Below are 25,948 nucleotides of genomic sequence, written 5' to 3'. Positions count from 1 at the left end.
GAACAAGGGTTCTCGGCGGCAGGACATAACGTTTCGGACTCGACGGCGCCGAGTCGTCACACGGTGGCACTAAGGGTCGAGGTGACACTAAGATCGATGCGGGAGGTTAAGGTGCACATGACTCGAAGTCGCGACATCGACGTGGCCGTGTCGACGGTCATCCTGACGCTGCGCCGCACCGGCGACGGCGACCCCGTGCTTGCCCTGCCGCTCGTGCGCCGGACGCGCGAGCCCTACGAGGGCCAGTGGGCACTCCCCGGCGGATGGCTCACGACCACGGAATCGCCCGTGGACGCCGCGGCACGGACGCTCGCCGAGACCACCGGCCTCACACCCAGCTACCTCGAGCAGCTCTACGCCTTCGGTGCCGTCGACCGCTCCCCCACGCGCGTCGTCTCGATCGTGTACTGGGCGTTGCTGCGTCAGGACGAGGTCGACGCGCAGAGCGCCGCCCACCGCGCCTCCGGCCTCGCTCCCGAGAACGTCAGCTGGTTCGACCTGACCGACCTCCCCTCCCTCGCCTTCGACCACGACAAGATCGTCGACTACGCCCTGTGGCGTCTGCGGAGCAAGGTCGGCTACAGCCGCGTCGCGCACGGCTTCCTCCCGGCCGAGTTCACCCTGGCCGAGCTGCGTGAGGCGTACCAGGCGATCCTCGGGCGCACTCTCGATCCGGCGAACTTCCGACGGCAGGTCGAGTCCGCCGGCGCGCTGCTGCCGACGGACCGCTTCCGCACCGGCAGCCACCGCCCCGCCCGCCTGTACCGATACGACACCGACCTCCAGCTGGCCGATCACGGCCCGCTCGGCCCCGAGGAAACGAGCATCCGATGAGCATCACCTTCGTCCCCACCCCGCCGGTCCCTCCGCTCGACGCCTCCGTCGACCACGCGATCCAGGCGATCGTGAGCGGCGCCTCGACCGACGAGACCTGCGCGACCGACCTCGCGGTCGGCCCCTGGGACTTCGACACGCGCCCCGGCTACGGCCCCGGGTCGTCGATGGGAGACGTGATCCCCACCGGGGCGCCGCGCCAGGGCGAGCTCCCCGCGGAGTACCGCGAGGCCGACGAGGACGAGCTCGACGAGCGGATCCGCGCCGCGAAGGCCGAACTGGGTGACCGCGTGGTCGTGCTCGGTCACTTCTACCAGCGCGAAGAGGTCGTGCGGCACGCCGACTACGTGGGCGACTCCTTCCAGCTCGCGACCGCCGCGAAGGGACGCACGGATGCCAAGGCGATCGTGTTCTGCGGCGTGCACTTCATGGCCGAGACCGCCGACCTGCTCTCCGGCCCCGAGCAAGCCGTGATCCTGCCGAACCTCGCGGCCGGGTGCTCGATGGCCGACATGGCCGACATCGATCAGGTGGAGGACTGCTGGGAGCAGCTCGCCGACGTGCTGGGCGACCTCGACGCGCAGGACGCGGACGGGCGCGTGCCCGTGATCCCGGTCACGTACATGAACTCCTCCGCCGCGATCAAGGGCTTCGTCGGCCGGCACGGCGGCATCGTGTGCACGTCGTCCAACGCCGAGACCGTGCTCGAATGGGCCTTCGAGCGCGGACGTCGGGTGCTGTTCTTCCCCGACCAGCACCTGGGTCGCAACACCGCCAAGGCCATGGGCGTGCCGCTCGAGCAGATGCCGATGTGGAATCCCCGTCGCGCGCTCGGCGGTTCGACCGCGGCCGAGCTCGAGGACTCCCGGGTGATCCTCTGGCACGGGTTCTGCTCCGTGCATCGTCGGTTCACGGTCGCGCAGATCGACCAGGCCCGTGCCGAGCACCCCGGCGTGCGCGTGATCGTGCACCCCGAGTGCCCGATGGAGGTCGTTGATGCGGCGGACGAGGCCGGCTCGACCGACTACATCCGCCGTGCCATCGCCGCCGCCGAGGAGCCGACGACCTTCGCCGTGGGCACCGAGATCAACCTCGTGCGTCGCCTCGCCGCGCAGTTCCCCCAGCACGAGATCTTCTGCCTCGACCCGGTCGTGTGCCCGTGCTCGACGATGTACCGCATCCACCCCGGCTACCTCGCGTGGGTGCTCGAGGAGCTCGTCGCCGGCCGCACGCCGAATCGCATCACGGTGACCGCCGATGTGGCCGACCCGGCGCGCGTCGCTCTCGAGCGGATGCTGGCGGCGAAGCCGCGCATGGCGGCGGGCGTGCGATGACCGTCGTCGTGGTCGGGTCCGGCATCGCCGGTCTCACCGCCGCGCTGCACGCGCACGAGAGCGGCCACCGCGTCGTGATCGCCACGAAGGGACGGCTCGGCGACGGATGCACTCCGCTCGCGCAGGGCGGCGTGGCCGGCGTGTACGGCCCCGACGACTCGGCGGAGCAGCACGCGGCCGACACGCTCGACGCGGGAGCGGGCCTGTCCGACCCGCGTGCGGTGGAGGCGCTGGTCGAGGATGCCGGTGCCCGGATCGCCGAGCTCATCGCGCGGGGCGTGGCGTTCGACCGCTCCCCCGACGGTCGGCTGCTGCTCGGCCGCGAGGCGGCGCACCGGCATGCGCGCATCGTCCATGCGGGCGGCGACGCCACGGGGGCGGCGATCTCCCGCGCTCTGATCGGGGCGGTGCGTGAGTCGGACATCGAGATCAGGGAAGGAGCGCTGCTCGTCGACCTCATGCTCTCCGGCGAGCGCGTGCGCGGTGTCCGACTGCTCGTAGACGGTGCCGTGTCCGACATCGATGCCGAGGCCGTGATCCTGGCCACCGGCGGAGCCGGGCAGCTCTACGCGCACACCACGAACCCCGCGGGCGCGACCGGAGACGGGATCGCCGCGGCCCTCCGCGCGGGTGCCGCGGTGTGCGACCTCGAGTTCGTGCAGTTCCACCCGACCGTGCTCGCGGTCGGCGACCCGTTCCTCGTCTCCGAGGCCGTGCGCGGCGAGGGCGCGACGCTGATCGACGACGACGGCCGCCGTTTCGTGTTCGACACCCACCCCGACGGCGAGCTCGCACCGCGCGACGTCGTCGCCCGCGCCCTCGCGCGCCGCGCGGCCGAGCAGGGCTCTCCGGTGCGCCTCGACGCGACCGCGCTCGGCGCCGAGGCGCTCGTGCGGCGATTCCCCACGATCGACGCCGTCACGCGGCAGCGAGGCCTCGACTGGGCGCACGAGCCGATCCCCGTGACGCCGGCCGCGCACTACCTCATGGGCGGGGTCGTCACGGACCTCGACGGACGCACGACGATCCCCGGCCTGTTCGCGGTCGGCGAGGTCGCACGCACCGGGGTGCACGGGGCGAACCGGCTCGCGTCGAACTCGCTCCTGGAGGGGGCCGTGTTCGGCGCCAGAGCGGCCGCGGCTCTGAACGAGTCCTGGCGACCGGTGGCCTCCCCGTCGCGCGTCGCCGCTCCCGACGTCGCCCCCGATCCCCGGCCTGCGCCGTTCGGCCGCGCGGCGCTGCAGCGGCTGATGTGGGACGACGTCGGGCTCCTCCGCACCGACGACGGCCTGCGGCGAGCGCTCGCGGCCCTGCGCGCCTGGATCGCGCGGACCCCGCCGCCGCAGACAGTCGCCGAGCACGAGGACGCCTCGCTCCTGCGGGTCGCGGAAGCCACGGCATCCGCAGCACTCGCGCGGGTCGAGCCGATCGGCGCCCACTACCGCGAACCCGCCCGCGACCTCGCCACCCCCGTCCTGGAGACCGTCTGATGCTCACCCCCGCTCTGATCACCCGCGTCGTCGGCGCCGCGCTCGAGGAGGACGCCCCGTGGGGCGACCTCACCAGTGCGACGCTGCTGCCCGCCGACTCGACCGCGACCGCCGACCTCGTCGCTCGCGAGCCGGGCGTCTTCAGCGGCGGCGACGTCTTCGCCGCCGCGTTCACCCTCACGGATCCGGGAGTCTCGGTGGACGTGCACGTCGGCGACGGCGACGAGTTCGCTCCGGGCGATGTCCTCGCCTCGGTGTCGGGCAGCGCCCGCAGCATCCTCACCGCCGAGCGCATCGCCCTGAACTTCACGCAGCGCATGAGCGGGATCGCGACGCTGACCGCGGCGTTCGTGCACGCGATCGACGGCACCGCGGCACGCATCGCCGACACGCGCAAGACGACACCGGGGCTGCGGGCCTTCGAACGTCATGCCGTCCGCTCCGGCGGCGGCCACAACCACCGCTCCTCGCTGTCGGACGCCGTCATGGCCAAGGACAACCACCTGGCCGTGCTGCAGCGCTCCGGACGGGATCTCGCGACCGCTCTCCGCGAGGCGTTCCGGCAGCTGCCCCACACCGCGCACGTCGTGGTCGAGGTCGACCGGGTCGACCAGATCGACGCCGTCCTCGCCGGTGGCGCCCACACCGTGCTGCTCGACAACTTCTCGCTCGAGGACCTCCGCGCGGGCGTCGCGCTGATCGGCGACCGCGCCCAGGTCGAGGCCTCGGGCGGAGTCGACCTCGACACCGTGGCGGGGATCGCGGCGACGGGTGTCGACGTGATCTCGGTCGGCGCCCTCACCCATTCGGCACGCGCCCTCGACCTGGGCCTGGACGTGCGGATCGACTGAGCGGATGCTGTACCTCGACCACGCCGCCACCGCGCCCCTCCGCCCCGAGGTGCGGGACGCCATGCTCCCGTACCTCACGGGTGTCTTCGGCAACCCGTCGAGCCACCACACGGTCGGCGAGGCCGCGGCGGAGGCGTTGGAAGACGCCAGGGCGCGGATCGCGCGGAGGCTGGGCTTCCGTGCGGGCGACGTGATCTTCACCGGCGGCGGCACCGAGTCCAACAACCTCGCGATCAAGGGGATCGTTCTCGCCGCCCTGGACCGACGTCGGCGCCATGTCGTGGTGTCGCCGATCGAGCACGAGTCCGTTCTCGAACCGGCGGAGTACCTGCGGCGCTTCCACGGTGTCGAGGTGACGACCCTGCCGGTCGACGCCGCCGGCCGCATCGCCGCGGACCACCTGCGCGCGGCGCTGCGCGACGACACCGCGCTCGTGTCGATCGGCCACGCGAACAACGAGATCGGCACGGTGCAGGACGTCCTCGCCCTGTCCGCGGTCACGAAGCACGCCGGTGTGCCGCTGCACGTGGACGCCGTGCAGTCGGCGGGGTGGCTGCCCCTGGATGCGCTCGGCGCGGATGCGCTCAGTCTCGCCGGGCACAAGATCGGCGCCCCGAAGGGCATCGGCGTCCTCGCGGTGCGCGGTCGCGTCCCGCTCGAGCCTCTCCTGCACGGCGGCGGGCAGGAACGCGGCCGACGGTCGGGCACCGAGAACGTCGCCGGGGCCGTGGCGTTCGCGACCGCGCTCGACCTCGCCGCCGACGAGCAGGATGCGGTGCAGGAGCGCGTCGGCGCGGCGACGGCGCGCTTCACGGCGGCGGTGCTCGCCACGGTGCCGAACGCCGCCGTCACGGGCGATCCGGTGCGGAGACTTCCCGGATGCGCGAGCTTCACCTTCGCAGGGGTGCACGGGGAGACCGTGCTGCTCGAGCTCGAACGCCGCGGGATCGTGTCGTCGAGCGGCTCGGCGTGCGCCGCCGACAGCGGGGAGCCCTCGCACGTGCTGCTCGCCTGCGGCGTCGACCCCGACGTGGCGCAGACCTCGGTGCGCTTCACGTTCGGACGCGAGGCACTGCCCGACGACGCGCCGGAGCGGCTCGCGGCGATCGTCGCCGACGCGGTGCGCGCGGCCTCCGGCATCTGACCACCGCTCCCCCGCCCGGCGCCGGCCCTAGACTCGACCGGGTGACCGCTTCCGACCCGATCGTGACCGTGATCGTCCCCGGCCGCGACATCGCCGCGTTCGCCCCCGCCGCCCTCGACTCGTTGCGTGCCCAGTCCGAGACCCGCTGGCGCGCGGTGCTCGTCGACGACGGATCGGCCGACGAGACCGGCGCCGTGTTCGCCGATGCCGCCCGGAACGACCCGCGATTCCGTGTGCTGGCTCACGAGGCGTCCCGCGGCCTCGGCGCCGCTCGCAACGCCGCGCTCGATCTCGTCGACACCCCGCTCCTGGGCTTCCTCGACGGCGACGATCAGCTGACCCCGCACGCGCTCGAGCGCCTGACCGGCACGCTCGCCGGGACGGGGAGCGATCTGGTGGCGGGCGCCTACGTGCGGTCGCGCTTCGACGGCTCGCGCTACGTGCCGGGTCGCGTGCAGCCGTGGGTCGCGGCGGCCACGGATCCGGAGCGTCACGGTACGACCCTCCTCGCGCACCCGGCGGCGAGCGCGAACATCGTCGCCTGGTCGAAGGTGAGCCGCACCGAGCTGTGGACCGGCCTGCGGTTCCCCGAGGGCGTCGCGTACGAGGACCAGGTCGTCGCGCAGCAGCTCTACACCCGGGCCCGGTCCTTCGACGTGATCCCCGACGTCGTGGTGCACTGGCGCGTGCGCGCCGACGGCACCTCGATCACGCAGGGCAAGGCCCGGCTGCCGGTGCTGCGCGATTACCTCGCGGCGTTGCGCGGCGGGATCCGCGTGCTGCGCGAGGCCGGCGCTCACGCCGCGGTGACAGCGCGCCTCGACCTGATCCTCGCGATGGACGTGCCGCCGCTGATCGACATCGCTCGCACGCATCCCGACCCCGCCTACGCGGCGGCCGTCGACGGGTTCGTCGCCGAGGTGCAGGCTCTGCCCGAGTTCGCCGACGTCTCCCCCGACCCCGCACTCGTCGCCGCGCTCGCGTGGTGACCCGACCCCCGAGGAACCCCGTGGACGACTATCTCGCAGGCCTGTTCTCGCTTCGCGGACGCACCGCCGTCGTCACCGGGGGCAGCTCCGGCATCGGTCGGGGCATCGCCACCGCGCTCGCCCGGGCCGGCGCGTCGACGGTGATCGTCGCGCGCGGTGAGGAACGCGTCTCGCAGACCGTGCGGGAGCTGCAGGATGCCGGGGCGACCGCCGCGGGCGTCGTGGGCGACCTCGGCTCGCGCGCGGGAATCCACGCCCTGGCCGAGGCGGCGACCGAGCCGTTCGGCGAGCCCGACATCCTCGTGAACTCCGCGGGGATCAACATCCGACCGCCGTACGCCGACATCACGGAGGAGGACTGGGACGCGACCATGACGGTGAACGCCCTGGCGCCCTTCTTGCTCGGGCAGCGCTACGGCGTCGGCATGGCCGAGCGCGGCTACGGACGGATCATTCACATCAGCTCGCAGCAGGCGCACCGGGCGTTCGTGTCGAGCGGTGTCTACGGCGCGTCGAAGGGCGCGGTCGAATCGCTGATGCGCTCGGAGGCCGAGGCGTGGGGCGGCACCGGCGTGACGAGCAACACGCTCGTGCCGGGCTTCGTGCTCACACCTCTGAACGCGCGTCTCCAGGAGGATCCGCAGAAGATCGCCGCCCTCGCCGCGCGGACCATGATCGGCCGGAACGGGCTGCCCGAGGACTTCGCCGCCGCGGCGGTCTTCCTCGCGAGTGCGGGATCGGCGTATGTCACCGGGCACTCGCTGTTCGTCGACGGCGGCCTCTCGGTGCACTGATCGGCGCGGCCGACGGGCCTCAGGCCTCGTTCGGGTACACCCGCTCGTCCTCGCGAGGAGCGTCCAGCAGCGGCACTCCCGCCGTGAGGGTGGCGACGGCGTCTTCACTGACCGAGCCCTCCGGGGCGCGATCCGCGCGGCGCTCGGACAGGGCAGCCTCCACGCCTCCCGTGACCGTCTCCTCGATCTCCGCCTCGGTGTCGAGCACGCGCGAGGCGGCGACCTGCTGCGCTGCGAGCTCCGCGTAGAGCCCGCCGAGGGCGAGCAGCTCGGCATGCGTGCCCGACTCCACGATCTGCCCGGCCTCCAGCACGTGGATCACATCGGCGCCCATGACGGTCGACAGCCGATGCGCGATCGTGAGCGTCGTGCGTCCCTTCGCGGCCTCGTCGAGCGCCTCCTGCACCACGCGCTCCGACACCGTGTCGAGAGCGGAGGTCGCCTCGTCGAGCAGCAGCACGGGCGGGTCCTTGAGCAGCACCCGGGCGATGGCGATGCGCTGCTTCTCTCCCCCGGAGAGGCGGTATCCGCGCTCGCCCACGATCGTGTCGTACCCCTCGTCGAACCCGGCGATGATGTGGTGGATGTTCGCAGCGGTGCACGCCGCGATCATCTCGGCCTCACTGGCGTCGGGCTTGGCGTAGAGCAGGTTCTCGCGGATGGTGGCGTGGAAGAGGTAGGTCTCCTGCGAGACGATGCCGACCTGGTCGATGATCGACTCCTGCGTCAGCGTGCGCACGTCCGCCCCGGCGAAGAGCACCGCACCGCCGTGCGCCTCGTAGAGCCGCGGCGCGAGGTACAGCACGGTCGTCTTGCCGGCACCGGACGGGCCGACGAACGCGACGTGCTGACCCGGCTCGGCCGCGAACGACACGCCCTGCAGCGTCGGTCGGGCGTCCGGCGCGGCATCCGGGTAGCGGAACACGACCTCGTCGAACTCGATGCGCCCTCGCGGACCGGGTGCGCGTGACACGTCGATCGCGTCGGGAGCGTCGCGGATCTCGGGGACGAGGTCGAGGTACTCGAAGATGCGGGCGAACAGCGCCGAGGAGGTCTGCAGGTCGAGCGAGACGCGCATCAGACCCATGAGGGGCTGCAGGAGGCGCGCCTGCACGGTCGTGAAGGCCACGATGGTCCCCGCGGTGATCGCGCCCGCGCCGCCGGCGATCAGGTACCCGGAGACGAGGTAGATCACCGCGGGGACGCTGGCCATGAGCACCTGGACCACGGCGAAGAAGCCCTGACCACTCATCGCTCGGCGCACCTGCAGCCTGACCTGATTGCGGTTCTCGGCCTGGTACCGCTCGGACTCGGTGCGCTGACGGTTGAAGGCCTTCGAGAGCAGCATGCCCGACACGCTCAGCGTCTCCTGTGTGATCGACGTGAGCTCCGACAGCGACTCCTGCGTCTCGCCGGCGATGCGCGCGCGGACCTGGCCCACGCGGCGCTGCACGATGATGAGGAACGGCATCAGCACGACGGCGATCAGGGTGAGTCGCCAGTCGATCAGGATCATCGCGACGAGCGAGGCGATCACGGTGACGACGTTGCCGAGGATGCTCGTGACGGTGTTCGTGAGGACGCCGGACACCCCGCCGACGTCGTTCTGCAGTCGCGACTGGATCACACCCGTCTTGGTGCGGGTGAAGAACCCCAGTTCCATCGCCTGCAGGTGCTCGAACAGCCGCACCCGCAGATCGCCGGTGACACTGTTGCCGACCGTGGAGGTGAGCCACGTCTGGGCGACGCCGAGCACCGCCGAGAAGAGGAAGAGCCCGATCATCGCGAGCACGAGCCACAGCAGCAGCTGCACCTGCGGGCCGCCGCCGTCGACCGGGAACAGCGCGTCGTCGAAGATGCGCTGCACGATGAGCGGCGGGATCACCGCGATGGCGGCGCCGACGACCACGAGCAGGCCGGTCCAGAAGATGCGCCAGCGGTAGGGACGGAACAGCGCGATGACCCGCGCGCCGAGGCCGTTGATGCGCGGAGCCTCGGCGTTCAGCTTGCGCTGTGCGGCCTCGTCGACCCCGCGGAAGCCTCCGCCGCGACCGCCGCCCATCCCACCCATGCTCATGTCGTCAGCGTAGTCAGCGGTGGCGACATCAGGGTGCGATCGCCGATCCTGACCGTCCGCTGTGAGCGGATTCGTCCGGATCCGGAATGAAATGTCCCATGTCGCCGTTACGCTGAATGGTCCCCGCGCACTTGCGCACCCTCCCTTCTTCTCCGCGCCTAGGAGGCCGCCGCATGTCTGCCGTCGACACCGGTTCCATCACCACGCCCCCTGCCGTCACCTCGGGAGGCATCGCGCGCAGCGACATGCGCGTGATCTGGCTGCTCCTCGTCGCCGCCTTCGTCGCGATCCTCAACGAGACGACGATGGGCATCGCGATCCCGCACCTGAACGCCGACCTCGGCATCCCTCCGGAGCTCGGTCAGTGGCTCACGAGCGCCTTCATGCTCACCATGGCCGTCGTGATCCCGACGACCGGGTTCATCCTGCAGCGCTTCACCACGCGTCAGGTGTTCATCGCCGCGATGACGGCGTTCTCGCTCGGCACGCTCGTCGCCCTGGTCGCCCCCGGCTTCACGGTGCTGCTGGTCGGTCGCGTGATCCAGGCCGCAGGTACCGGCATCATGATGCCGCTGCTCATGACGACGATCATGAACGTCGTGCCGCCGCAGTCGCGTGGACGCATGATGGGCCGCGTCGGACTCGTGATCTCGCTCGCCCCCGCGATCGGCCCGACGCTCGCGGGCGCCGTGCTCGAGACGCTCAACTGGCGTGCACTGTTCGCGATCGTCCTGCCGATCGCGCTCGTCTCGCTGGCGATGGGCGCCAAGTGGATGACGAACCTCGGTGAGACGCGCGTCGTCCCCCTCGACGTGCTCTCGATCCCGCTCGCCGCCCTGGGCTTCGGCGGCATCGTGTTCGGCCTCAGCCAGTTCGGCGGCCACGGCGGCTCCGGCGAGGCCGTGGGCATCTCCGCTCTCGTGGGCGGCGCGATCGCCCTCGCCCTGTTCGTATGGCGTCAGCTGGTGCTGCAGCGCGTCGACGACGCCCTGCTCGACCTGCGCGTGTTCCGTTCGGTGAACTTCACGTTCTCGGTCGTCATCATGACGATCCTCGCGCTCTCGATGTTCGGCACGCTCACCCTGCTGCCGCAGTACCTGCAGAACGTCGCGGGTCTGAACGCCCTCGAGTCCGGTCTCGTGCTGCTACCCGGTTCCGTGCTCATGGGTCTGCTCGGTCCGATCATGGGGCGGATCTACGACGCGAAGGGCACCCGCCCGCTGCTGATCCCCGGCACGATCCTCGTCTCCGCGGCGCTGTTCTTCTACTCGACGGTCGGCGAGCACACCGTGTTCTTGGTGCTCATCCTCGTGCAGGCCGCGATGTCGGTGGGGCTCGCGATGTCGTTCACCCCGCTGTTCTCGGCGTCCCTCGGTTCGCTCGACCGCTCGCTGTACTCGCACGGCTCCGCGGTGCTGAACACGCTGCAGCAGGTGGGCGGCGCCGCCGGTGTCGCACTGCTGACGGTGACGTACTCGTCGATCCTGCACGCGGGCGAGGACGAGGGACTGTCGACGGCGGTCGCCGGTGCACCTGGTGCGCGCATGGCGTTCCTCATCGCGGCGATCATCTCGCTCGCGGCGGTGGCGCTGAGCGCGTTCGTCCGCAAGCCGGCCGAGGAGCCGAGCGGCGCCCACGTCGGGCACTGACCTCGGCGGCGGCGGCGTGCTGCGCTCCTAGGGTGCCTTGGGCGCCGGGAAGTGGCACACGCCGCCGCTGCAGTATCCGGCGGCCTCTCCCTCGAGGAGGTTCAGGGTGCCGGGAAGCGTCGACAGCGCGCTCGGCGTGTCCTGCTCTGCGGGTTCCTGTGTCGTAGCCATCCTTCGATGGTACGCCTGTCGGCGACGCGTGTCGTCGATCACGCGTGCCAGCGCGCGGACAGCGGACTCCCGTACGGTGGACGGATGCTCACCCGATCCCTGGCCCGCGTGTACTGGGCCTTCAGCCGCTGGACCCTCACGGTCGAGGCCGTTCCGACGCGGCCGACCGTGCTGATCGGCGCCCCCCACACCTCCAACTGGGACTTCGTGCTCATGCTGGCGATCGCGTGGCGCCTCGGCGTCGACATCCGGTGGCTCGGCAAGAACAGCCTGTTCCGCGGATGGCGCGGTCCGATCATGCGACGCCTCGGCGGCATCCCCGTCGACCGCGCCGATCCCGCACGGGTGGTGGACGATGTCGTGGCGCAGGTCGAGGCCGGTGACGTCTTCGGACTCGTGATCACCCCCGACGGCACCCGGCGCAGCGGTTCGCACTGGAAGTCCGGCTTCTACCGCATCGCCCGAGCGACGGGGATGCCGGTGACGCTGGGCTACGTCGACCGCAACACCATGACGACCGGGCTCGGACCCACACTCGACCTGACCGGCGACGTGGTGGCGGACATGGACCGGATCCGCGCGTTCTACGCCGACAAGTCCGGTGTGCGCCCCGAGTTCCGCCGCGAGCCGAGGCTGCGCGAAGAATCGGATCAGACGCCCTTCTCCGTCTCCGATCGCGCGTAGTCGAGGTCGTCCTCGTCGAGGGTCTCGGCCATGCCGACGACCGCCCCGGTGATCTCGCGGACCTCGCCACGAGCGATCTCCCCGAGGTGCGGCGCGTGTTCGAAGACATCGAGCCGCGCCTCGTCGCTCAACTGCGACCACCACTCCCGGATCGGCGGGACCGTCACGAGCCCGCCTCCCGCAGACGGGAGTCAAGCCTCTGGACACGACGCAACGCGGCCGGGGAGACTGACCGCATGGACCCGGAAGAGCGCCCCCTGCATCCGATCGAGCGCGACGACCGCGTCGACGGCCGAGACGAGACGCCCAACGAGCGTGCCGATCGCAACTGGGACGAGCTGCTCCAGGAGCTGCGGGTGATGCAGACCGGCACGCAGATCCTCACGGGCTTCCTCCTCGCGGTCGCGTTCCAGCCCCGGTTCGAGGACCTGGACGCCTTCCAGCGCGACGTGTACGTGGTGCTCGTGGGCCTCGCCGCGCTCGCGACCATTCTGGCACTCGCCCCGGTCGGCATGCACCGTGCCCTGTTCGGCCGCCGCCGCAAGCCGCAGCTCGTACGGATCGCGGCCCGCATCGTCCGCATCGACCTCATCGTGATCGCGGCCCTCACGGTCGGCGTCACCACTCTCATCATCGACTTCACCGTGGGCAGGACGGCCGGGCTGGTCGCGCTCATCGCCTCGATCGTCGTGGTGCTGATCTTCTGGATGGCGCTGCCCACAATCGTCCGTCGGGCGAAGGAAGCGAAGCAGAGCTGAGGTCGATCGGTCTCAGCTCCGAGCCGGTGTGCGGTTCTCCGCACTAACCATCCAGGCGAACTGCTCCAGGCTCTCGAGCACCGCGTGCAGGATGTCCGCGGAGGTCGGGTCCTCCTCGTCGACCGCGTCGTGGACGTCGCGCATCGTCCCGATCGCGGCCTCCAGCCGTGCGGTGATGAGGTCGATGGTGTCTTCGGTCGACACCTCGCCCATCGGGAACGCCGGCAGCGACGTCGTCTCGGCGATCGTGTCGGTGCGTCCGTCGGGCACCGCGTGGAGCGCGCGCATGCGCTCGGCGACCGTGTCGCTGAACGTGCGGGCGGCCTCGATGATCTCATCGAGCTGGCGGTGCGTGTCGCGGAAGTTGCGGCCGACGACGTTCCAGTGCGCCTGCTTGCCCTGCAGCGACAGTTCGATCAGATCGACGAGCACGGTCTGCAGATTGGCCGCCAGCGTGGGCGACGCCGTGAACCCCTTCTCGGCGTTCTGGCGTCGGGTGGTCTTGGCTCCGCGCTTCGTGTTCGCGCCGCCGGTGGTCGTCTTCTTCTCAGCCATGATGTGTCCTCCTGAGCCGCGACGATAGTCGCTTCGCGCGCAGCGGCCCGAGGGGGTTGACAGTGATCGGGCGAAGGCCCGATCGTGGCGGGCGGAGGTACGGATGACACAGGAGAACCCGCAGATCGACATCGCGCCGCTCACGGCGGCGGACGCCGGAGAGGTGCTCACGCTGCAGCGCGCCGCGTTCGTCTCGGAGGCGCTCGTCTACGGCAGTCCCGACATGCCGCCGCTCACCCAGACGCTCCCGGAGGTCGAGGCGGAGCTACGGGCGGGTCAGGGTCTCGGTGCGCGGATCGACGGGCGGCTCGTCGGCGCGATCCGGTACCAGGAGAGCGAGGGGATGCTGCTGATCGGCCGCATCGCGATCGCACCGGATGCGCAGGGCGAGGGCATCGGGCGGACGCTGCTCGACGCGGCCGAGAGGCGTTCGTCCGCCGAGGTCGCCGAGCTGTTCACGGGAAGCCTCAGCGAGGCGAACATCCGGCTGTACGAGAAGCTCGGGTACTCGGAGAGCACACGCGTGCCCCAAAGCGACGGCACCGATCAGGTCTTCCTGCGCAAACCTCTGCATCCGGTGGGAGAACCCTCCGAACCGGGCGCGTCGGGTTGAACCTCGCACCGAGGTTCGGAATCGTGGCCCGGACACGTCGCGCTCGCCTCGTGTTCGCAACCGGAAGGAGACAGCACATGCTCACCCTCACCGACAACGCCACCGCCATCGTCAACACTCTCGTCAGCCGTCAGACCGACGCCGCCGACGCCGGGCTCCGGATCCACTCCACGCCCGCCCCCGGACCCGACGGCGGCGCTCGCCTGGCCGTCCTGGTCACCCCCGACCCCGAGCCGGCCGACCAGGTCGTGGAGGTGTCCGGCACGCGCCTGTTCCTCGACGAGACGGCCGCGGCTGCCCTCGACGACAAGATCCTCGACGCCGGCGTCGACGACGAGGGCTCCGTGTCCTTCGCCGTCCTCCCTCAGGCCTGACGCCCCGTCGTCTCGGATGCCGCGGCTCGGTGAGCCGCGGCATCCGTGCGTCCGGGCGCGGACCTCGCTCGCGTAGGTTGGAAGACGAGTCACGACCGATCGTCCCGTCCGAGAAGGAACGCCCCGCATGAAGATCGCCCTGCTGCGTCGCTACGTCGTCCTCGCGGAGATGCTCCACTTCCCCCGCGCCGCCGAGCAGCTCGGCATCCCGCTCGCCTCGCTCTACACCTCGCTCGACAAGCTCGAGGCCGAGGTCGGGCACACCCTGATCAACCGCGAGGGGACACCGCGCCTGACCAGCGTCGGAGAACTGTTCCTCGTCGAGGCGCAGGCCGCCGTCGCGGCCGCTCCCCCGCCCGCGCCCAAGAACGTCGCTCCCGCCGGCGGCAAGGCCAAGGCGTCGAAGGGCAAGGGTCGCGCGCCGATCGTCAAGGGCCAGCCGAAGCCTTACAAGAAGCGCCAGGGGCGCTGAGTCAGCGCTCGGTCACCTGGCCGCCCTCGACGATCCATCGCCGGTTCGTCTGCACCGCATCGAGCATCCGCCGGTCGTGCGTCACGAGAAGCAGTGTGCCGGTGTAGGTCTCGAGAGCCTGCTCCAGCTGTTCGATCGCCGGCAGGTCGAGATGGTTCGTGGGTTCGTCGAGCACGAGCAGATTCACGCCGCGGGCCTGCAGGAGCGCGAGTGCGGCGCGGGTCCGCTCGCCGGGTGACAGACCGCCGGCCGAGCGTGTGACGTGGTCGGCCTTGAGCCCGAACTTCGCGAGGAGCGTGCGCACGTCGGCGGACGACATCTCCGGCACGAGCGCCTCGAATGCGTCGGCGAGCACCGCGTCGCCGTCGAGGAGCGATCGGGCCTGATCGATCTCGCCGATCTGCACGCTGCTGCCGAGGCTCGCCGTGCCCTCGGTCGGGGCCTGGCGACCCAGGAGTGTGCGCAGGAGGCTCGACTTCCCGGCGCCGTTCGGGCCCGTGATGCCGATGCGATCCCCGGCGTCGACCTGCAACGTCACCGGACCGAGGGTGAACTCCCCCTGCCGCACCACCGCACCGCTCAACGTCGACACCACGCTGCTGGAGCGCGGCGCTGAGCCGATCGTGAACTCGAGACGCCACTCCTTCCGGGGCTCCTCGACCTCGTCGAGACGGGCGATCCTGCTCTCCATCTGGCGCACCTTCTGCGCCTGCTTCTCGCTCGACTCCATCGACGCCTTGCGCTGCAGCTTGTCGTTGTCGGGCGACTTCTTCATGGCGTTCCGCACGCCCTGACTCGACCACTCGCGCTGCGTGCGGGCGCGGGCGACGAGGTCGGCCTTCTTCTCGGCGAACTCGTCATACTTCTCACGGAGGTGGCGGCGCACGACCGCGCGTTCCTCGAGATAGGCGTCGTACCCGCCGCCGTAGATCCGGTGCGAGTTCTGTGCGAGGTCGAGCTCCAGTACGCGGGTGACGCTCCGAGCGAGGAACTCGCGGTCGTGGCTGACGAGCACGACGCCGCCGCGCAGTCCGCGCACGAACGATTCGAGGCGGTCGAGGCCGTCGAGATCGAGGTCGTTGGTGGGTTCGTCGAGGAACACGATGTCGAAGCGCGAGAGCAGCAGGGCGGCGAGGCCGACGCGCGCCGCCTGGCCGCCCGAGAGAGCCGTCATCCGGGCCTCCGCGGCGAACTCCGCGCCGCCGGGCAGACCGAGGTCGGCGAGCACGACCGGGATGCGGTCGTCGAGATCGGCGGCGCCGCTCGCGAGCCACCGGTCGAGGGCCTCCGAGTACGCATCAGCGGGATCGACGCCCTCGGGCGCGAGTGCGGGATCGGCGAGTGCCAAGGCTGCGGCATCCATGCGTCGCGTCGCCTCCGCGCACCCGGTGCGACGGGCTATGTACTGCGCGACGGTCTCGCCGTCGACGCGCTCGTGCTCCTGTGGGAGCCATCCGACGAAGGCGTCTGCCGGAGCGAGCGAGACGGTGCCGGACATCGGCGCGTCGACGCCCGCGAGCAGGCGCAGCAGCGTCGACTTCCCGGCGCCGTTCGCCCCGACCACGCCGAGCACGTCGCCCGGCGCGACGGTCAGGTCGAGCCCCTCGAACAGGATGCGGTGGCCGTGGCCCCCGGCGAGGTCGTGGGCGACGAGGGTGGCGGTCATCAGACCATCCTCTCAGCCACGCGACCTCTCGGGGATCAGCCGACGGCTTGGAAGAACATCGTGAACCAGAACACGAAGAACAGGCCCTGCGCGAGCGTGCCGAGGATGCCGATCACCATGGCCCACCGCACGAGTCCACGCCCCGTCTCCACGTTCCCGGGATGGTCGAGCTGGCGACGAGCGAACACCGAGAGGATGACTCCGGCGAGCGGCATGGCGAAGGCCGCGATGAAGGCGATGATCGCGAGGGTGTTGGTCCGCGGCGGCGCGGCGATCTGGGTCACGAGTTCACAGTAGCGCTCGCGACGCAGTGCTCAGAGCCGTACGACGTCGTGCGTCTCCAGTTCGAAGCGCTGGCCCGGATAGCGGAGCCCCGAGAAGTACATGTTCGTGTGCGCGACGATCTGCTCGCCCGAGATCGGCACGCCGTCCCACTCGGTGCCGACCGTGGTGTGCGCGTCGCTCACGAGGGTGACGTCGTAGCCCTCGGCCGCGGCGCGCTGCATGGTCGTGCGGACGCAGAAGTCCGACTGCGCACCGGCGATCACGAGACGCGTCGCACCCGATCGGTCGAGTACGTCGCGGAGGTCGGTGTCGGCGAAGGAGTCGCGGTAGTCCTTGCGGACCAGCGACTCCCCGTCGACGCGGTGCAGCGGTGCGGCGAGCTCCCAGTCCGGCGTACCGACGCCGACCGGGTCGTGATGCACCCACACCACGGGCGTTCCCGCCTCGCGGGCGCGTCGGACGAGGGCGTCCGCCCGTTCGAGCACGCCGTGCTCGTCGACGCAGCCGCGCGTCACCCCGGCCTGCATGTCGATCACGATGACGACGGTGCGCTCGGGGCGCTGCGAGAGGTCGGTCACGGCGTCAGTCCCAGTCCAGGTACTCCTCGATGATCACACCGGTCTCGATCGGGTGATGCATCGGGAAGAGGTGGTCGCCGGCGATCGTCTTGATGCTCGAGCGGTCGGGGACGCTCGCCTGCAGCGCCTCGGCGTTCGCAGGAGGCGTGTCCGTGTCCTCGGTGCCCTGCACGATCAACACGGGGATGGCCGGGGCGACCGGGATGTCGACGTCTTCGACGCCGAGCAGCAGCAGTCCGTTGGCGCGGTCGACGTGGGCGGCGACGAGGGCGCGGGCGATCGTGCCGCCGTAGCCGTGTCCGCCGATCCAGGTGTCCTCGATGCCGACGTGGTCGATCACGGCGACGGCATCCGCGACCCGCTCCTCCAGCGACGCCTCACCCGCGCGGTGGCCGATGCGCAGCACGTGGAAGCCCGCCTCCTCGGCGAGGTAGTGCGCGGCGACGCCCAGGACGTCCGCGGCGAGGCCCTGCTCCTGGATGAGCACCAGCTTGACCGGACCGTCGCCCTCGTCGGCGAAGGGGATGGCGCGGCCGTCGGGCTCGAAGATCTGGGTGTCGGTCATGCGCGTGCGGCTCCTCGGTCGTCTGCAGGGGTCGCTGTCCAGCGTATCGCGGCGGGGTTAGGTTCGCCTCACCGGGGTGAGCTCGTGGTGACCGCGCTCAGCCGTCATCCGCGTCCTCGGAAAGGTAGGTCGTGCCGTAGATGTCACAGCCCAGGATCGCCGCACGTCGGAGCAGGTCCGCCTCCAGGACGAATCCGCCTTGCGTGCTGTCCGAGTCACCCGACCACCAGATGATCGTCTCGCCGTCCTGGCGCAGCTCTGCGAGCGCGTCCGCGCACGGCTCCAAGAGATCGACGAGCTTGCGGAGCGCGGCGAAGCCCGTCTGGTCTTCGGAAGCCGGTTCACGCGTGATCGTCTCCGAGGCCCAGAAGGAGTGAGGGTAAGGGCGACGCCTCGATACGTCCGGCCGCCCCCTCCTGTGCATGACGACCTCGCCGCTCTCGCCCCAACGGTCCGGCTCGAGACCCAACAGCGCTGAGATCTCGCTGACGGTCCTGACGTCGCTGTGGACGATGAGCGAGGCACGGTTCCCCTGGATCACACGCGTCAGACTACGGGCATGCGGATCAGCGGGTCGACGCGGCGAGGAACCCGTCGAAGTCGCGGACGAAGCCCGCCAGCTGCTCGCCGGGCTCGACGCTGACCCCGGCCGTGCAGCTCCAGCCCACCGAGACGTCGCCACCCGGCACGAACCCGAGCGACGTCGCGATCTCTATCCGCCGACCATGTCGGGCGCTCAGAACCACTTCGCCCTCCAGCGATGCATACCGCCGTTCCCCCGACCATCCGCGCCAGCCGGCATCGAGCGAGCGGAAGTACTGCGCGAGTTCCCTCGGATCGTGGACGTAGCAGCCCAACGAAGCGTCGAGGCCCGGTCCTCGAAGTCGCACATCCAGCATTGCAAACCCGGAAGCGTCGAACCGCAGGTCCGAGAAAGTCAGCGACGCAATCGCGTCACCGAGGCTCACAGCATCGGTGGACATGGCTCTCCGTCCGTCAGTTGATGAAGCGGAACTTCTCCGTGTGTCGTTCTGCATCAGGGCTGCGGAAGATCTTCAAAGCTGTGCGCACCCGGACGCCACACCATCCATGCACCGTCGCTCCAACCCCTGATCTCAGCGATCTCGACGTTGACGTCCTCGACGCTCGGGTGGATCACGAAAGCACCCGTATCGAGTTCGATTCTGATCCCGTGGCCAGTCCGCTCGGTCGTCGCGATGACAGCTCCTGGTGTGAGCCGACGAATCGCATCCGCGTATCCGAGGTCGTCCTCGAGCCAGGTACGCCCTCCGAACTCCACCACCGGCCAGACATAGGAGTTCAACGTCACCGGCGCCCCCTGCGCCAATCCGTCGAAGCGGAACTGAACATAGTCGTTGAGGACGAACTCGACGGAGTACATCCGATCACCTATGAGCCTGGAGAGCAGATCATCGGGTACGTGTGGGACAACCATTGTGATGCCTAACTGTGTCGGAGCTCGACGACGTTCCGCTACCGAGCGCCGTCATGACCAGCGGGTCCGGTCGTCCTCGTCGGTTGGTTCGATGAGCATACCCTCGTGAGTCACGGTCGCCCCGAGAAGCCTGCCTCTCTTGTCGAAGAAGGCGACGTCGACGTCTCCCAATCCTGTCCACTGCTCGCGACTCGTGGCTTCAGGGAAGAACCCACCGAGGCTTTCAATCGCACGAACGATGTCGCGGTCGTACGCGTAGCTGCGCTTCACCGCGGTCGGGCGCCCCCTGCCGTAGTGACCGTAGCCGGGACCGACACCGATCGTTCTCACCGAATCGAGATGCGCCAAGAGCTCGAGCAGCGGGTGCAGCCTGTCTCCGTTGTTGAAGACGAAGTCGATGCGAGCGGTCTCCGGTCGCATCGCCTTCATCCACGCGAACTGTTCAGCAAGCGAAGGAGCGATCATCCCCCCAAGCTAGCGGCGGGGGGCGCGCCACAGATCGACGTCCTGGTGTGCCGCTGTCCTCGCCGCCACCGCGTCGACGACTCGGCGCTCCGCAGCACGTCGTCAGCGCTTCCCGCGAGCGCGGGCCGATAACGTGGGCGGATGCAGATCATCATCCACGCTCGCGGGGAGCACACGTGCTGTGGCCCCGAGGTCACGCGGTATCAGCGTGTGCGGTGGGTGTATCTCACAACCCCTGATGGGCAGTTCTTCCAGGTCGTTCACACGGTCGACGCACCGGTTGCGGAGGTGGAAGGCACGGTCGTCGACATCGAGTACATCCGGGCGGACGGCTCGCGCATCGGAGTCGAACGCATCCCCAGTGGCGCTGCATTCAGCGGCAACGATCCGCAGGACGACGCCGAGATCATCACTCTCTACACCGAGGAAGTGATCGATCAGTCCAGCGATGAGACGATGGAGTTCGTGGTGACGCTCGACGTCGACGATCAGTGCAGGCGCACGCGCACGCGCACGCCACCCTCGTCGGATGTCGCTTAGACCCGTCAGTTGTTGAAGCGGAACTCGACGACGTCACGTAATCAAGCAACCATTGTTTGCTCTGCACATTCGATGGGCAGAGTAAGAACTTCGAAGCTGCAATCGCGCGCGCCAGCGCCACGATCGCGAACACCCAGCTGCGTAAACCGGCATACTTCAGCCATGAGGACATCCCCAGGCGACGGGCAGTCAACCGAAGCAGACCAGGCAATGAAGCTGGCTGATCTCGAGCGAGTGTTTCTGAAGAAGCTCTCGCAGAGAATCGCGGGGAGTATCACCTCCTACAGACGTCGAAATCCGAAGGCTGACCCGCACGAAAAGGCACGTGACTTTCTTGAGAATCTGGACTGGCACCTTCCAGAGGACCTCGCGGAGCTTGGCTCGGCGGCGCGTGCGTTTCCCGACCTGGTCAGCGACTCGGTCGCTGAGCTTCTAGACGAATCATTGGACTTCGTCTCGGCCTATCTCTCGATCTGCGGCCATGTATTGGCGTTCGCGGGCTCTCGCTGGCTCCAGCAGGGGCGCCCGCGTCGGAAGGCGCAAGTCTTGGCCGGACTACTCCAACGGGCCATGACCGCGACCAACGAAACCTTTGCATTGCTCGAACGCGGGTTTCCGGACGGTGCTGAAGCCCGCATGCGAACCGTAGTCGAACTCGGCGTCATTGCGACCTTCATCGAGCGGAGCAGTACGGAGATCGCAAACCGATTCGAGGCAAGCCACCATGTGGAAATGTGGCGCCGGAAAGAGGACGGCCATATTCGCGGCCTCACTGCTGAGACGGCCCAATTAATTGATAAGCAGTATCAGCGCGTCATCCAGCGCCATGGGGCCTCCATGTCCAGACCATACGGCTGGGCGTCGCCCGCCTTCGACAACCGTCGCGTAACATACGCGGACATAAGCAGAGCATATGGGAATGTCGATTCAAGCTCGCGCTTCTCGAACGCCAGTCACCACGTTCACGCATCGCATAGCGGATCGATGAAGTCAGCCGCCGCGGACTCCTTGGGCGTCTATCTCCATGGTCCACGACCTGTGGGCTTTTACATGCCAGCGTATGAATGTATGGACAGCTTGCATCAGAGCGCCACGGCCTTCTTGAGAGCCGTCATGAGTTCGAGACAAAACGTAGAAATTGTTTACTGGACGGAGGTGCTCCGTTACACAATGAAGGAAGCGCAACTTCAGATCACACACGCTCAAGCCATGATCGACCCGGAATGGGCACGACGGTCCATGGCCAAGTTGCCCGAGCTGGACATAGATGACATCTTCCTCAGAATTTGACCTCAGGCGTCCGCCTTCGATCACACTGTCCCGCTCAGTTGTTGAAGCGGAACTCGACGACGTCGCCGTCCTGCATGACGTAGTCCTTGCCCTCGAGGCGGGCCTTGCCCTTGGCGCGCGCCTCGACGACCGAGCCGGTCTCGACGAGGTCGTCGAACGACACGATCTCCGCCTTGATGAAGCCCTTCTCGAAGTCGGTGTGGATGACTCCGGCGGCCTGCGGCGCCTTGGCGCCCTGCGGGATCGTCCACGCGCGGGCCTCCTTCGGCCCTGCGGTGAGGTACGTCTGCAGGCCGAGCGTGGCGAAGCCGATGCGGGCGAGCTGGTCGAGACCCGACTCGTCCTGGCCGGTCGAGGCGAGGAGCTCCGCGGCGTCCTCGGGGTCGAGGTCCTTGAGCTCGGACTCGATCTTCGCGTCGAGGAAGATCGCCTGGGCGGGGGCGACGAGCGCCGCGAGCTCCTCCTTGCGGGCGGAGTCGGTGAGCACTCCCTCGTCGACGTTGAAGACGAAGATCACGGGCTTGGAGGTCAGCAGGCCGAGCTCGCGGATCGGGGCGAGGTCGAGTCCGCTGGTGGAGAGCAGGATGCCGCGCTCCAACGCGTCCTTCGCGGCGACGGCGGTCTCGAGCACGAGGGGCTCGACCTTCTTGCCGCGGACCTCCTTCTCGTACCGCGTGATCGCCTTGTCGACGGTCTCGAGGTCGGCGAGCATGAGCTCGGCGTTGATGGTCTCCATGTCGGATGCCGGGTTGACGGCGCCGTCCACGTGCACCACGTCGTCGTCGGCGAAGCCGCGGACCACCTGCGCGATCGCATCCGCCTCCCGGATGTTGGCGAGGAACTTGTTGCCGAGGCCCTCGCCCTCGCTCGCGCCTCGCACGATGCCGGCGATGTCGACGAACGACACCGCAGCGGGCAGGACGCGCTCGCTGTGGAAGATCTCGGCGAGCTTGTCGAGCCGCGGATCCGGCAGGTTCACCACGCCGACGTTCGGCTCGATCGTCGCGAACGGGTAGTTCGCCGCGAGCACGTCGTTCTTGGTCAGAGCGTTGAAGAGGGTGGACTTGCCGACGTTGGGCAGGCCGACGATTCCGATAGTGAGAGCCACGGGGTACGAGTCTACCCGGCCGGCCCTGTCGGCCCGACAGCCAGAGCCCGTCGCGCAGGTAGGCGATGTCTCCCACGGAGGAGGATGCGCCGCGAAACGGCCTACGCCGGGGACATCACCTACCTCCGGGACAGGGCGTAGGCGACGCCGGTCCTCAGACCTTCACGCTGCGATAGGCCCGCGTCACGTACGGCAGGTCGATCGTCGCCCCCTCCGTGAGGCCGAGCTCGTCGAAGAGCGCGTCCATGTCGCGACGGATCCGCTGCTTCTCCTCCTCGGGCGCGGTGATGACGTAGCTGCGCGAGGAGGCCATCCGGTGCAGCAGATCGCGCGTGATCGGGCGCACCCACTCCCAGGTGTGCTCCTCCAGCGGACCCATCGGCGCCGCGACCACCGGTCCTCCGCCCGCGAGCATGATCTCGGCGTGGCTGCCGTGCATGATCTCCGTGAGCCTGCGCACCCAGTCGACGCGGTCGTCGCGGATGTTCCAGATGAGTCCGAGGACGCCGCCGTCGCGCAGCACGCGTCCGACCTCCTCGGAACCGCGCACGGGGTCGACCCAGTGCCAGGCCTGACCCAGCACGACGGCGTCGAGGCTCGCATCGGGAAGAGGCAGCTGCTCGGCCGTGCCGACGAACGTGGGCACTCCGGGGAGCGCCGCGCGCAGGGTCGCGAGCATCTCGGCATCCGGGTCGATCGCGACGACCTCGGCGTCCGGAGCCTTCGCGAGCACGCGTGTGAGCTTCCCCGTCCCCGCGCCGACATCGGCGACGCGGTGCGAGTCCGCAGGCAGACGCTCGAGCATCCAGGCGACCGCATCGAACGGGTACTCGGGACGCCCGAGCTCGTAGTTGTGCGCCTCGGCGCCGAAGGATGTGGACAGTCCGTCGCTCATGTCGCCAGCCTACGGCGCGTCCTCCTCGCCTGTCGGGAGAGTCGGGGGAGAGTGAGATCGTGCCCCTGGACTTCACCGCTATCGACTTCGAGACGGCGAACTCCAGCCCCGCCTCCGCGTGCTCCGTCGGGCTCGTCCGGGTGCGCGACGGGAAGGTGGTCGCGACCGCAGGATGGCTCATCCGCCCGCCGGCAGGCCACGACGAATTCCAGGAGTGGAACATCAAGATCCACGGGATCCGTCCGCACGACGTGCGCTCGGCGGCGTCCTGGACCGAGCAGTTCGTCGATCTGTGCGACTTCGCCGGTTCCGACGTGCTGGTGGCGCACAACGCCGGATTCGACCTCAACGTTCTGCGCCGGGCTTCGGAGGCGACCGCGGTGAGCTGCCCTCCGTACCGCTCCCTGTGCAGCCTGCAGGTGGCCCGCAAGGTGTACGACCTCGACTCCTACCGGCTGCCCCGCGCAGCCGAGGCCGCCGGGTTCACCGGCTTCTCGCACCATGACGCGCTCGCCGACGCCCTCGCGTGCGCCCACATCGTGATGGACGCGGCGCGTCGACTCGCGGTCCCGGATGTGTTCGCCCTCGCGAGCGCTCTCCAGCTGCGCGTGACGGAGCCGGTCGTCGCCGCCCCCGAGCGCGCGGTCGCCTGACCCGGAGCCCGCTCCCCCGCGTCGCGCCGCGGAATGTCCGAGGCACCGGCCACGATGGACGCATGGATGCTCTCACGATCGTTCTCCTCCTGGTGGCGCTGCTCATCGGCGGCGCCGGGGGCTGGATGCTGCGCTCCGGCCGCGGTGCGGCAGAGCTCGCGCGCGCACAGGCCGAGCTCACCGCTGCGCGCGACGACCGCGACCGCCAGTACGACCTGTACCGGGATGCCGTGGAGCACGCCCGACACGAGCAACGCGTCGAGGCGCAGCGCGTGCAGCAGCAGAACGCCGTGCTGACGGCCCTCGCTCCGGTGCGAGAGAGTCTGCAGCAGATGCAGAGCAAGGTCGCGGCGATGGAGAACGACCGTCAGGAGCAGTTCGGATCGCTCACAGAGCAGCTGCGGCGCGCTCAGGAATCCGATGAGGCGCTGCGGGCCACCACGGAGTCCCTGGCGGGTGCCCTCCGCTCGACGGCGACGCGCGGCGTCTGGGGCGAGACCCAGCTGCGGCGTGTGGTCGAGGCCGCGGGGCTCACCCGTCACGTGGACTTCGACCTGCAGTCCACGATCGCCTCCGACCGCGGCCAGGGACGCCCCGACATGGTGATCCGCCTCGCGGGCGGGGCCTCGATCGCGGTCGACGCGAAGGTGCCGCTCGACGCCTACCTCGAGGCATCGGCGCTCCCTCTCGGCGACGCCCACGAGGCGCAGCGCCGCACGCTCATCCAGAGGCACGTGAAGGCCGTGCGTGCGCACGTCGACGCCCTCGCGAAGAAGGCGTACTGGTCGGGGCTCGAGGCCGGTCCGGAGTTCGTGATCTGCTTCCTGCCCAGCGAGTCACTGCTCGCCGCCGCGATCGACGAGGACCCGACGCTGCTCGACCACGCGTTCGCCCGCCGCGTGGCGCTCGCGTCCCCGGTGAACCTCTGGGCCGTGCTCAAGACCGTCGCCTACACGTGGACGCAGCAGGAGGTGTCGACCGAGGCCCGCGCCCTGCTGACGCTCGGCACGCAGCTCTACGACCGGCTCGGCGTGCTCGCCGGGCACGCCGACGATCTGCGCCGTGCGCTCGAACGCACCGTCGACAGCTACAACCGCTTCGCCGGCTCTCTCGAGAGCCGTGTGCTCGTGACGGCGCGGCAGTTCCCCGGCATCGACACATCCGGTCTCGACGCTGCTCCGTCGGCGATCACCGCGCAGTCACGACGCTTCACGGCCTCCGAGCTCGTGGGCGCGGACGGGGTGTCCGACGACGCCGATGAACGCCTTCGTGCGGATGTCGGCGACGTGCGCGGTCGGCTCGACTCCGACGACGCGGCGCACACCCGCTGACGTCGGCGATCGAGGACGAGCGTCAGGCGACGCCGGGAACGCCGCTGAGCAGCAGGATCACGAGGCCGCTGGTGACGACGAACGCGCCGACCATCCACCAGGAGCTGAGCTCGTGCCCTTCGTCGCGACGCTTGCGGAAGAGCACGTCCGCACGACGAGCCGGGTCGGTGACGACCACGGCGGGAGCAGGGGCTCCGGGAGCGGCCGCACCGGGCGCGGACACCTCGTCGAGGTTCACCCGAAGGATGCGACCGGTGTTCGTGGTGACGATCTTCGTCCGTGCGGGAGTTCCGCTCGTGTGCTGCGTTGCCATGTTCTCGCCCTCCT

Annotated in this window: 32 protein-coding genes; 17 read left to right on the top strand and 15 right to left on the bottom strand. The window is 69.7% G+C overall.

Translation table 11 applies throughout. The annotated features are described in order from the left end of the window. Positions 1-117 precede the first annotated feature (117 nt). The 7 genes from ACIPY8_RS06785 to ACIPY8_RS06755 are packed head-to-tail and all read left to right on the top strand — an operon-like array spanning position 118 to position 7,436. Positions 118-834, top strand: coding sequence for an NUDIX hydrolase (locus tag ACIPY8_RS06785; protein WP_400816347.1), 717 nt, complete (start codon positions 118-120; stop codon positions 832-834). Beyond that, the gene (gene nadA, locus ACIPY8_RS06780; RefSeq protein ID WP_400816345.1) at positions 831-2,168 is read left to right on the top strand and encodes a quinolinate synthase NadA; all 1,338 of its coding nucleotides are present in this window, start codon (positions 831-833) and stop codon (positions 2,166-2,168) included. The genes ACIPY8_RS06785 and nadA overlap by 4 nt, the downstream gene beginning before the upstream one ends. Then, positions 2,165-3,658: an L-aspartate oxidase gene (gene nadB / locus ACIPY8_RS06775; RefSeq protein ID WP_400816343.1), complete on the top strand. Its 1,494-nt coding sequence runs from the start codon at positions 2,165-2,167 to the stop codon at positions 3,656-3,658. The genes nadA and nadB overlap by 4 nt, the downstream gene beginning before the upstream one ends. Beyond that, entirely contained in the window at positions 3,658-4,509 is an 852-nt protein-coding gene (gene nadC, locus ACIPY8_RS06770; RefSeq protein ID WP_400816341.1) for a carboxylating nicotinate-nucleotide diphosphorylase, read from the top strand. The genes nadB and nadC overlap by 1 nt, the downstream gene beginning before the upstream one ends. Before the next feature lie 4 nt (positions 4,510-4,513). Next, a complete protein-coding gene (locus ACIPY8_RS06765; protein WP_400816339.1) occupies positions 4,514-5,653 on the top strand; it encodes a cysteine desulfurase family protein in 1,140 nt (379 codons plus the stop codon). 41 nt (positions 5,654-5,694) lie between these two features. Then, positions 5,695-6,642: a glycosyltransferase family 2 protein gene (locus tag ACIPY8_RS06760; RefSeq protein ID WP_400816337.1), complete on the top strand. Its 948-nt coding sequence runs from the start codon at positions 5,695-5,697 to the stop codon at positions 6,640-6,642. 20 nt (positions 6,643-6,662) lie between these two features. Then, entirely contained in the window at positions 6,663-7,436 is a 774-nt protein-coding gene (locus tag ACIPY8_RS06755; protein ID WP_400816335.1) for an SDR family NAD(P)-dependent oxidoreductase, read from the top strand. A gap of 19 nt (positions 7,437-7,455) precedes the next feature. Here the strand turns inward: ACIPY8_RS06755 and ACIPY8_RS06750 are convergent, their stop codons facing one another. Then, positions 7,456-9,507, bottom strand: a complete 2,052-nt coding sequence (locus tag ACIPY8_RS06750) for an ABC transporter ATP-binding protein (RefSeq protein ID WP_400817665.1) — start codon at positions 9,505-9,507, stop codon at positions 7,456-7,458. A 179-nt stretch (positions 9,508-9,686) separates the two neighbouring features. Between ACIPY8_RS06750 and ACIPY8_RS06745 the strand changes: the two genes are divergently transcribed. Beyond that, positions 9,687-11,162, top strand: coding sequence for an MDR family MFS transporter (locus ACIPY8_RS06745; RefSeq protein WP_400816333.1), 1,476 nt, complete (start codon positions 9,687-9,689; stop codon positions 11,160-11,162). A gap of 27 nt (positions 11,163-11,189) precedes the next feature. On the opposite strand, the gene ACIPY8_RS06740 is transcribed toward ACIPY8_RS06745, so the two are convergent. Further along, entirely contained in the window at positions 11,190-11,333 is a 144-nt protein-coding gene (locus tag ACIPY8_RS06740; protein ID WP_400816331.1) for a hypothetical protein, read from the bottom strand. An 84-nt stretch (positions 11,334-11,417) separates the two neighbouring features. On the opposite strand from ACIPY8_RS06740, the gene ACIPY8_RS06735 reads away from it, so the two are divergent. Continuing rightward, on the top strand, positions 11,418-12,017 hold the full coding sequence (locus ACIPY8_RS06735) for a 1-acyl-sn-glycerol-3-phosphate acyltransferase (RefSeq protein WP_400816329.1): 600 nt from the start codon (positions 11,418-11,420) through the stop codon (positions 12,015-12,017). Here ACIPY8_RS06735 and ACIPY8_RS06730 read toward each other — a convergent pair. After that, on the bottom strand, positions 11,984-12,184 hold the full coding sequence (locus ACIPY8_RS06730) for a hypothetical protein (RefSeq protein ID WP_400816327.1): 201 nt from the start codon (positions 12,182-12,184) through the stop codon (positions 11,984-11,986). The genes ACIPY8_RS06735 and ACIPY8_RS06730 overlap by 34 nt on opposite strands. Positions 12,185-12,253: 69 nt before the next feature. On the opposite strand from ACIPY8_RS06730, the gene ACIPY8_RS06725 reads away from it, so the two are divergent. After that, positions 12,254-12,775, top strand: coding sequence for a DUF6328 family protein (locus tag ACIPY8_RS06725; RefSeq protein ID WP_400816325.1), 522 nt, complete (start codon positions 12,254-12,256; stop codon positions 12,773-12,775). Positions 12,776-12,787: 12 nt separating this feature from the next. Here the strand turns inward: ACIPY8_RS06725 and ACIPY8_RS06720 are convergent, their stop codons facing one another. Further along, the gene (locus ACIPY8_RS06720) at positions 12,788-13,330 is read right to left on the bottom strand and encodes a Dps family protein (RefSeq protein WP_400816323.1); all 543 of its coding nucleotides are present in this window, start codon (positions 13,328-13,330) and stop codon (positions 12,788-12,790) included. A 103-nt stretch (positions 13,331-13,433) separates the two neighbouring features. On the opposite strand from ACIPY8_RS06720, the gene ACIPY8_RS06715 reads away from it, so the two are divergent. The 3 genes from ACIPY8_RS06715 to ACIPY8_RS06705 all read left to right on the top strand — a co-directional run bounded on the left by ACIPY8_RS06715 (position 13,434) and on the right by ACIPY8_RS06705 (position 14,789). Beyond that, positions 13,434-13,943 (top strand): GNAT family N-acetyltransferase, encoded by a 510-nt coding sequence (locus ACIPY8_RS06715; protein ID WP_400816321.1) that lies wholly within the window; start codon positions 13,434-13,436, stop codon positions 13,941-13,943. Between the two features lie 77 nt (positions 13,944-14,020). Beyond that, positions 14,021-14,317 carry a Fe-S cluster assembly protein HesB gene (locus ACIPY8_RS06710; protein WP_050721463.1) on the top strand — a complete coding sequence of 99 codons (297 nt, stop codon included), beginning with the start codon at positions 14,021-14,023 and terminating at the stop codon, positions 14,315-14,317. Positions 14,318-14,444: 127 nt separating this feature from the next. Beyond that, on the top strand, positions 14,445-14,789 hold the full coding sequence (locus tag ACIPY8_RS06705; protein WP_400816319.1) for a LysR family transcriptional regulator: 345 nt from the start codon (positions 14,445-14,447) through the stop codon (positions 14,787-14,789). 1 nt (position 14,790) lies between these two features. Here ACIPY8_RS06705 and ACIPY8_RS06700 read toward each other — a convergent pair whose 3' ends face one another. The 8 genes from ACIPY8_RS06700 to ACIPY8_RS06665 form a co-directional block, all read right to left on the bottom strand. Next, entirely contained in the window at positions 14,791-16,455 is a 1,665-nt protein-coding gene (locus tag ACIPY8_RS06700; protein WP_400816317.1) for an ABC-F family ATP-binding cassette domain-containing protein, read from the bottom strand. Between the two features lie 35 nt (positions 16,456-16,490). Beyond that, a complete protein-coding gene (locus ACIPY8_RS06695; RefSeq protein ID WP_400816315.1) occupies positions 16,491-16,739 on the bottom strand; it encodes a DUF4190 domain-containing protein in 249 nt (82 codons plus the stop codon). 30 nt (positions 16,740-16,769) lie between these two features. Continuing rightward, the gene (locus ACIPY8_RS06690) at positions 16,770-17,318 is read right to left on the bottom strand and encodes an isochorismatase family protein (RefSeq protein WP_400816313.1); all 549 of its coding nucleotides are present in this window, start codon (positions 17,316-17,318) and stop codon (positions 16,770-16,772) included. Between the two features lie 4 nt (positions 17,319-17,322). Further along, positions 17,323-17,883, bottom strand: a complete 561-nt coding sequence (locus ACIPY8_RS06685; protein ID WP_400816311.1) for an alpha/beta fold hydrolase — start codon at positions 17,881-17,883, stop codon at positions 17,323-17,325. A gap of 97 nt (positions 17,884-17,980) precedes the next feature. Beyond that, on the bottom strand, positions 17,981-18,424 hold the full coding sequence (locus ACIPY8_RS06680) for a DUF4279 domain-containing protein (protein ID WP_400816309.1): 444 nt from the start codon (positions 18,422-18,424) through the stop codon (positions 17,981-17,983). A 25-nt stretch (positions 18,425-18,449) separates the two neighbouring features. Beyond that, positions 18,450-18,866, bottom strand: coding sequence for a DUF6228 family protein (locus ACIPY8_RS06675; protein ID WP_400816307.1), 417 nt, complete (start codon positions 18,864-18,866; stop codon positions 18,450-18,452). A 53-nt stretch (positions 18,867-18,919) separates the two neighbouring features. Next, the gene (locus tag ACIPY8_RS06670) at positions 18,920-19,285 is read right to left on the bottom strand and encodes a hypothetical protein (protein ID WP_400816305.1); all 366 of its coding nucleotides are present in this window, start codon (positions 19,283-19,285) and stop codon (positions 18,920-18,922) included. A gap of 105 nt (positions 19,286-19,390) precedes the next feature. Beyond that, positions 19,391-19,804 (bottom strand): hypothetical protein, encoded by a 414-nt coding sequence (locus tag ACIPY8_RS06665; RefSeq protein ID WP_400816303.1) that lies wholly within the window; start codon positions 19,802-19,804, stop codon positions 19,391-19,393. A 141-nt stretch (positions 19,805-19,945) separates the two neighbouring features. Here ACIPY8_RS06665 and ACIPY8_RS06660 point away from each other — a divergent pair, with 141 nt between their 5' ends. Together ACIPY8_RS06660 and ACIPY8_RS06655 are read left to right on the top strand one after the other, a co-directional pair. Continuing rightward, positions 19,946-20,344 (top strand): hypothetical protein, encoded by a 399-nt coding sequence (locus ACIPY8_RS06660; RefSeq protein WP_400816301.1) that lies wholly within the window; start codon positions 19,946-19,948, stop codon positions 20,342-20,344. Positions 20,345-20,506: 162 nt separating this feature from the next. Further along, positions 20,507-21,634 (top strand): DUF5677 domain-containing protein, encoded by a 1,128-nt coding sequence (locus ACIPY8_RS06655; RefSeq protein WP_400816299.1) that lies wholly within the window; start codon positions 20,507-20,509, stop codon positions 21,632-21,634. 34 nt (positions 21,635-21,668) lie between these two features. On the opposite strand, the gene ychF is transcribed toward ACIPY8_RS06655, so the two are convergent. Then, positions 21,669-22,742 (bottom strand): redox-regulated ATPase YchF, encoded by a 1,074-nt coding sequence (gene ychF / locus ACIPY8_RS06650; protein WP_400816297.1) that lies wholly within the window; start codon positions 22,740-22,742, stop codon positions 21,669-21,671. Between the two features lie 154 nt (positions 22,743-22,896). Then, on the bottom strand, positions 22,897-23,637 hold the full coding sequence (locus tag ACIPY8_RS06645) for a class I SAM-dependent methyltransferase (protein WP_400816295.1): 741 nt from the start codon (positions 23,635-23,637) through the stop codon (positions 22,897-22,899). A 59-nt stretch (positions 23,638-23,696) separates the two neighbouring features. On the opposite strand from ACIPY8_RS06645, the gene ACIPY8_RS06640 reads away from it, so the two are divergent. Continuing rightward, positions 23,697-24,290 (top strand): exonuclease domain-containing protein, encoded by a 594-nt coding sequence (locus ACIPY8_RS06640; RefSeq protein ID WP_400816293.1) that lies wholly within the window; start codon positions 23,697-23,699, stop codon positions 24,288-24,290. A 62-nt stretch (positions 24,291-24,352) separates the two neighbouring features. Next, positions 24,353-25,621, top strand: a complete 1,269-nt coding sequence (locus ACIPY8_RS06635) for a DNA recombination protein RmuC (RefSeq protein WP_400816291.1) — start codon at positions 24,353-24,355, stop codon at positions 25,619-25,621. Between the two features lie 22 nt (positions 25,622-25,643). Here ACIPY8_RS06635 and ACIPY8_RS06630 read toward each other — a convergent pair whose 3' ends face one another. Further along, a complete protein-coding gene (locus ACIPY8_RS06630) occupies positions 25,644-25,934 on the bottom strand; it encodes a hypothetical protein (RefSeq protein ID WP_400816289.1) in 291 nt (96 codons plus the stop codon). Positions 25,935-25,948 lie beyond the last annotated feature (14 nt).

Origin of the sequence: Microbacterium sp. NPDC089696, from assembly GCF_044749125.1 — a bacterium.
In the GTDB taxonomy this organism is placed as follows: Bacteria; Actinomycetota; Actinomycetes; order Actinomycetales; family Microbacteriaceae; genus Microbacterium.
Note: the sequence above shows the minus strand (reverse complement) of the source record. Positions and strands in the feature narration are given on the sequence as shown.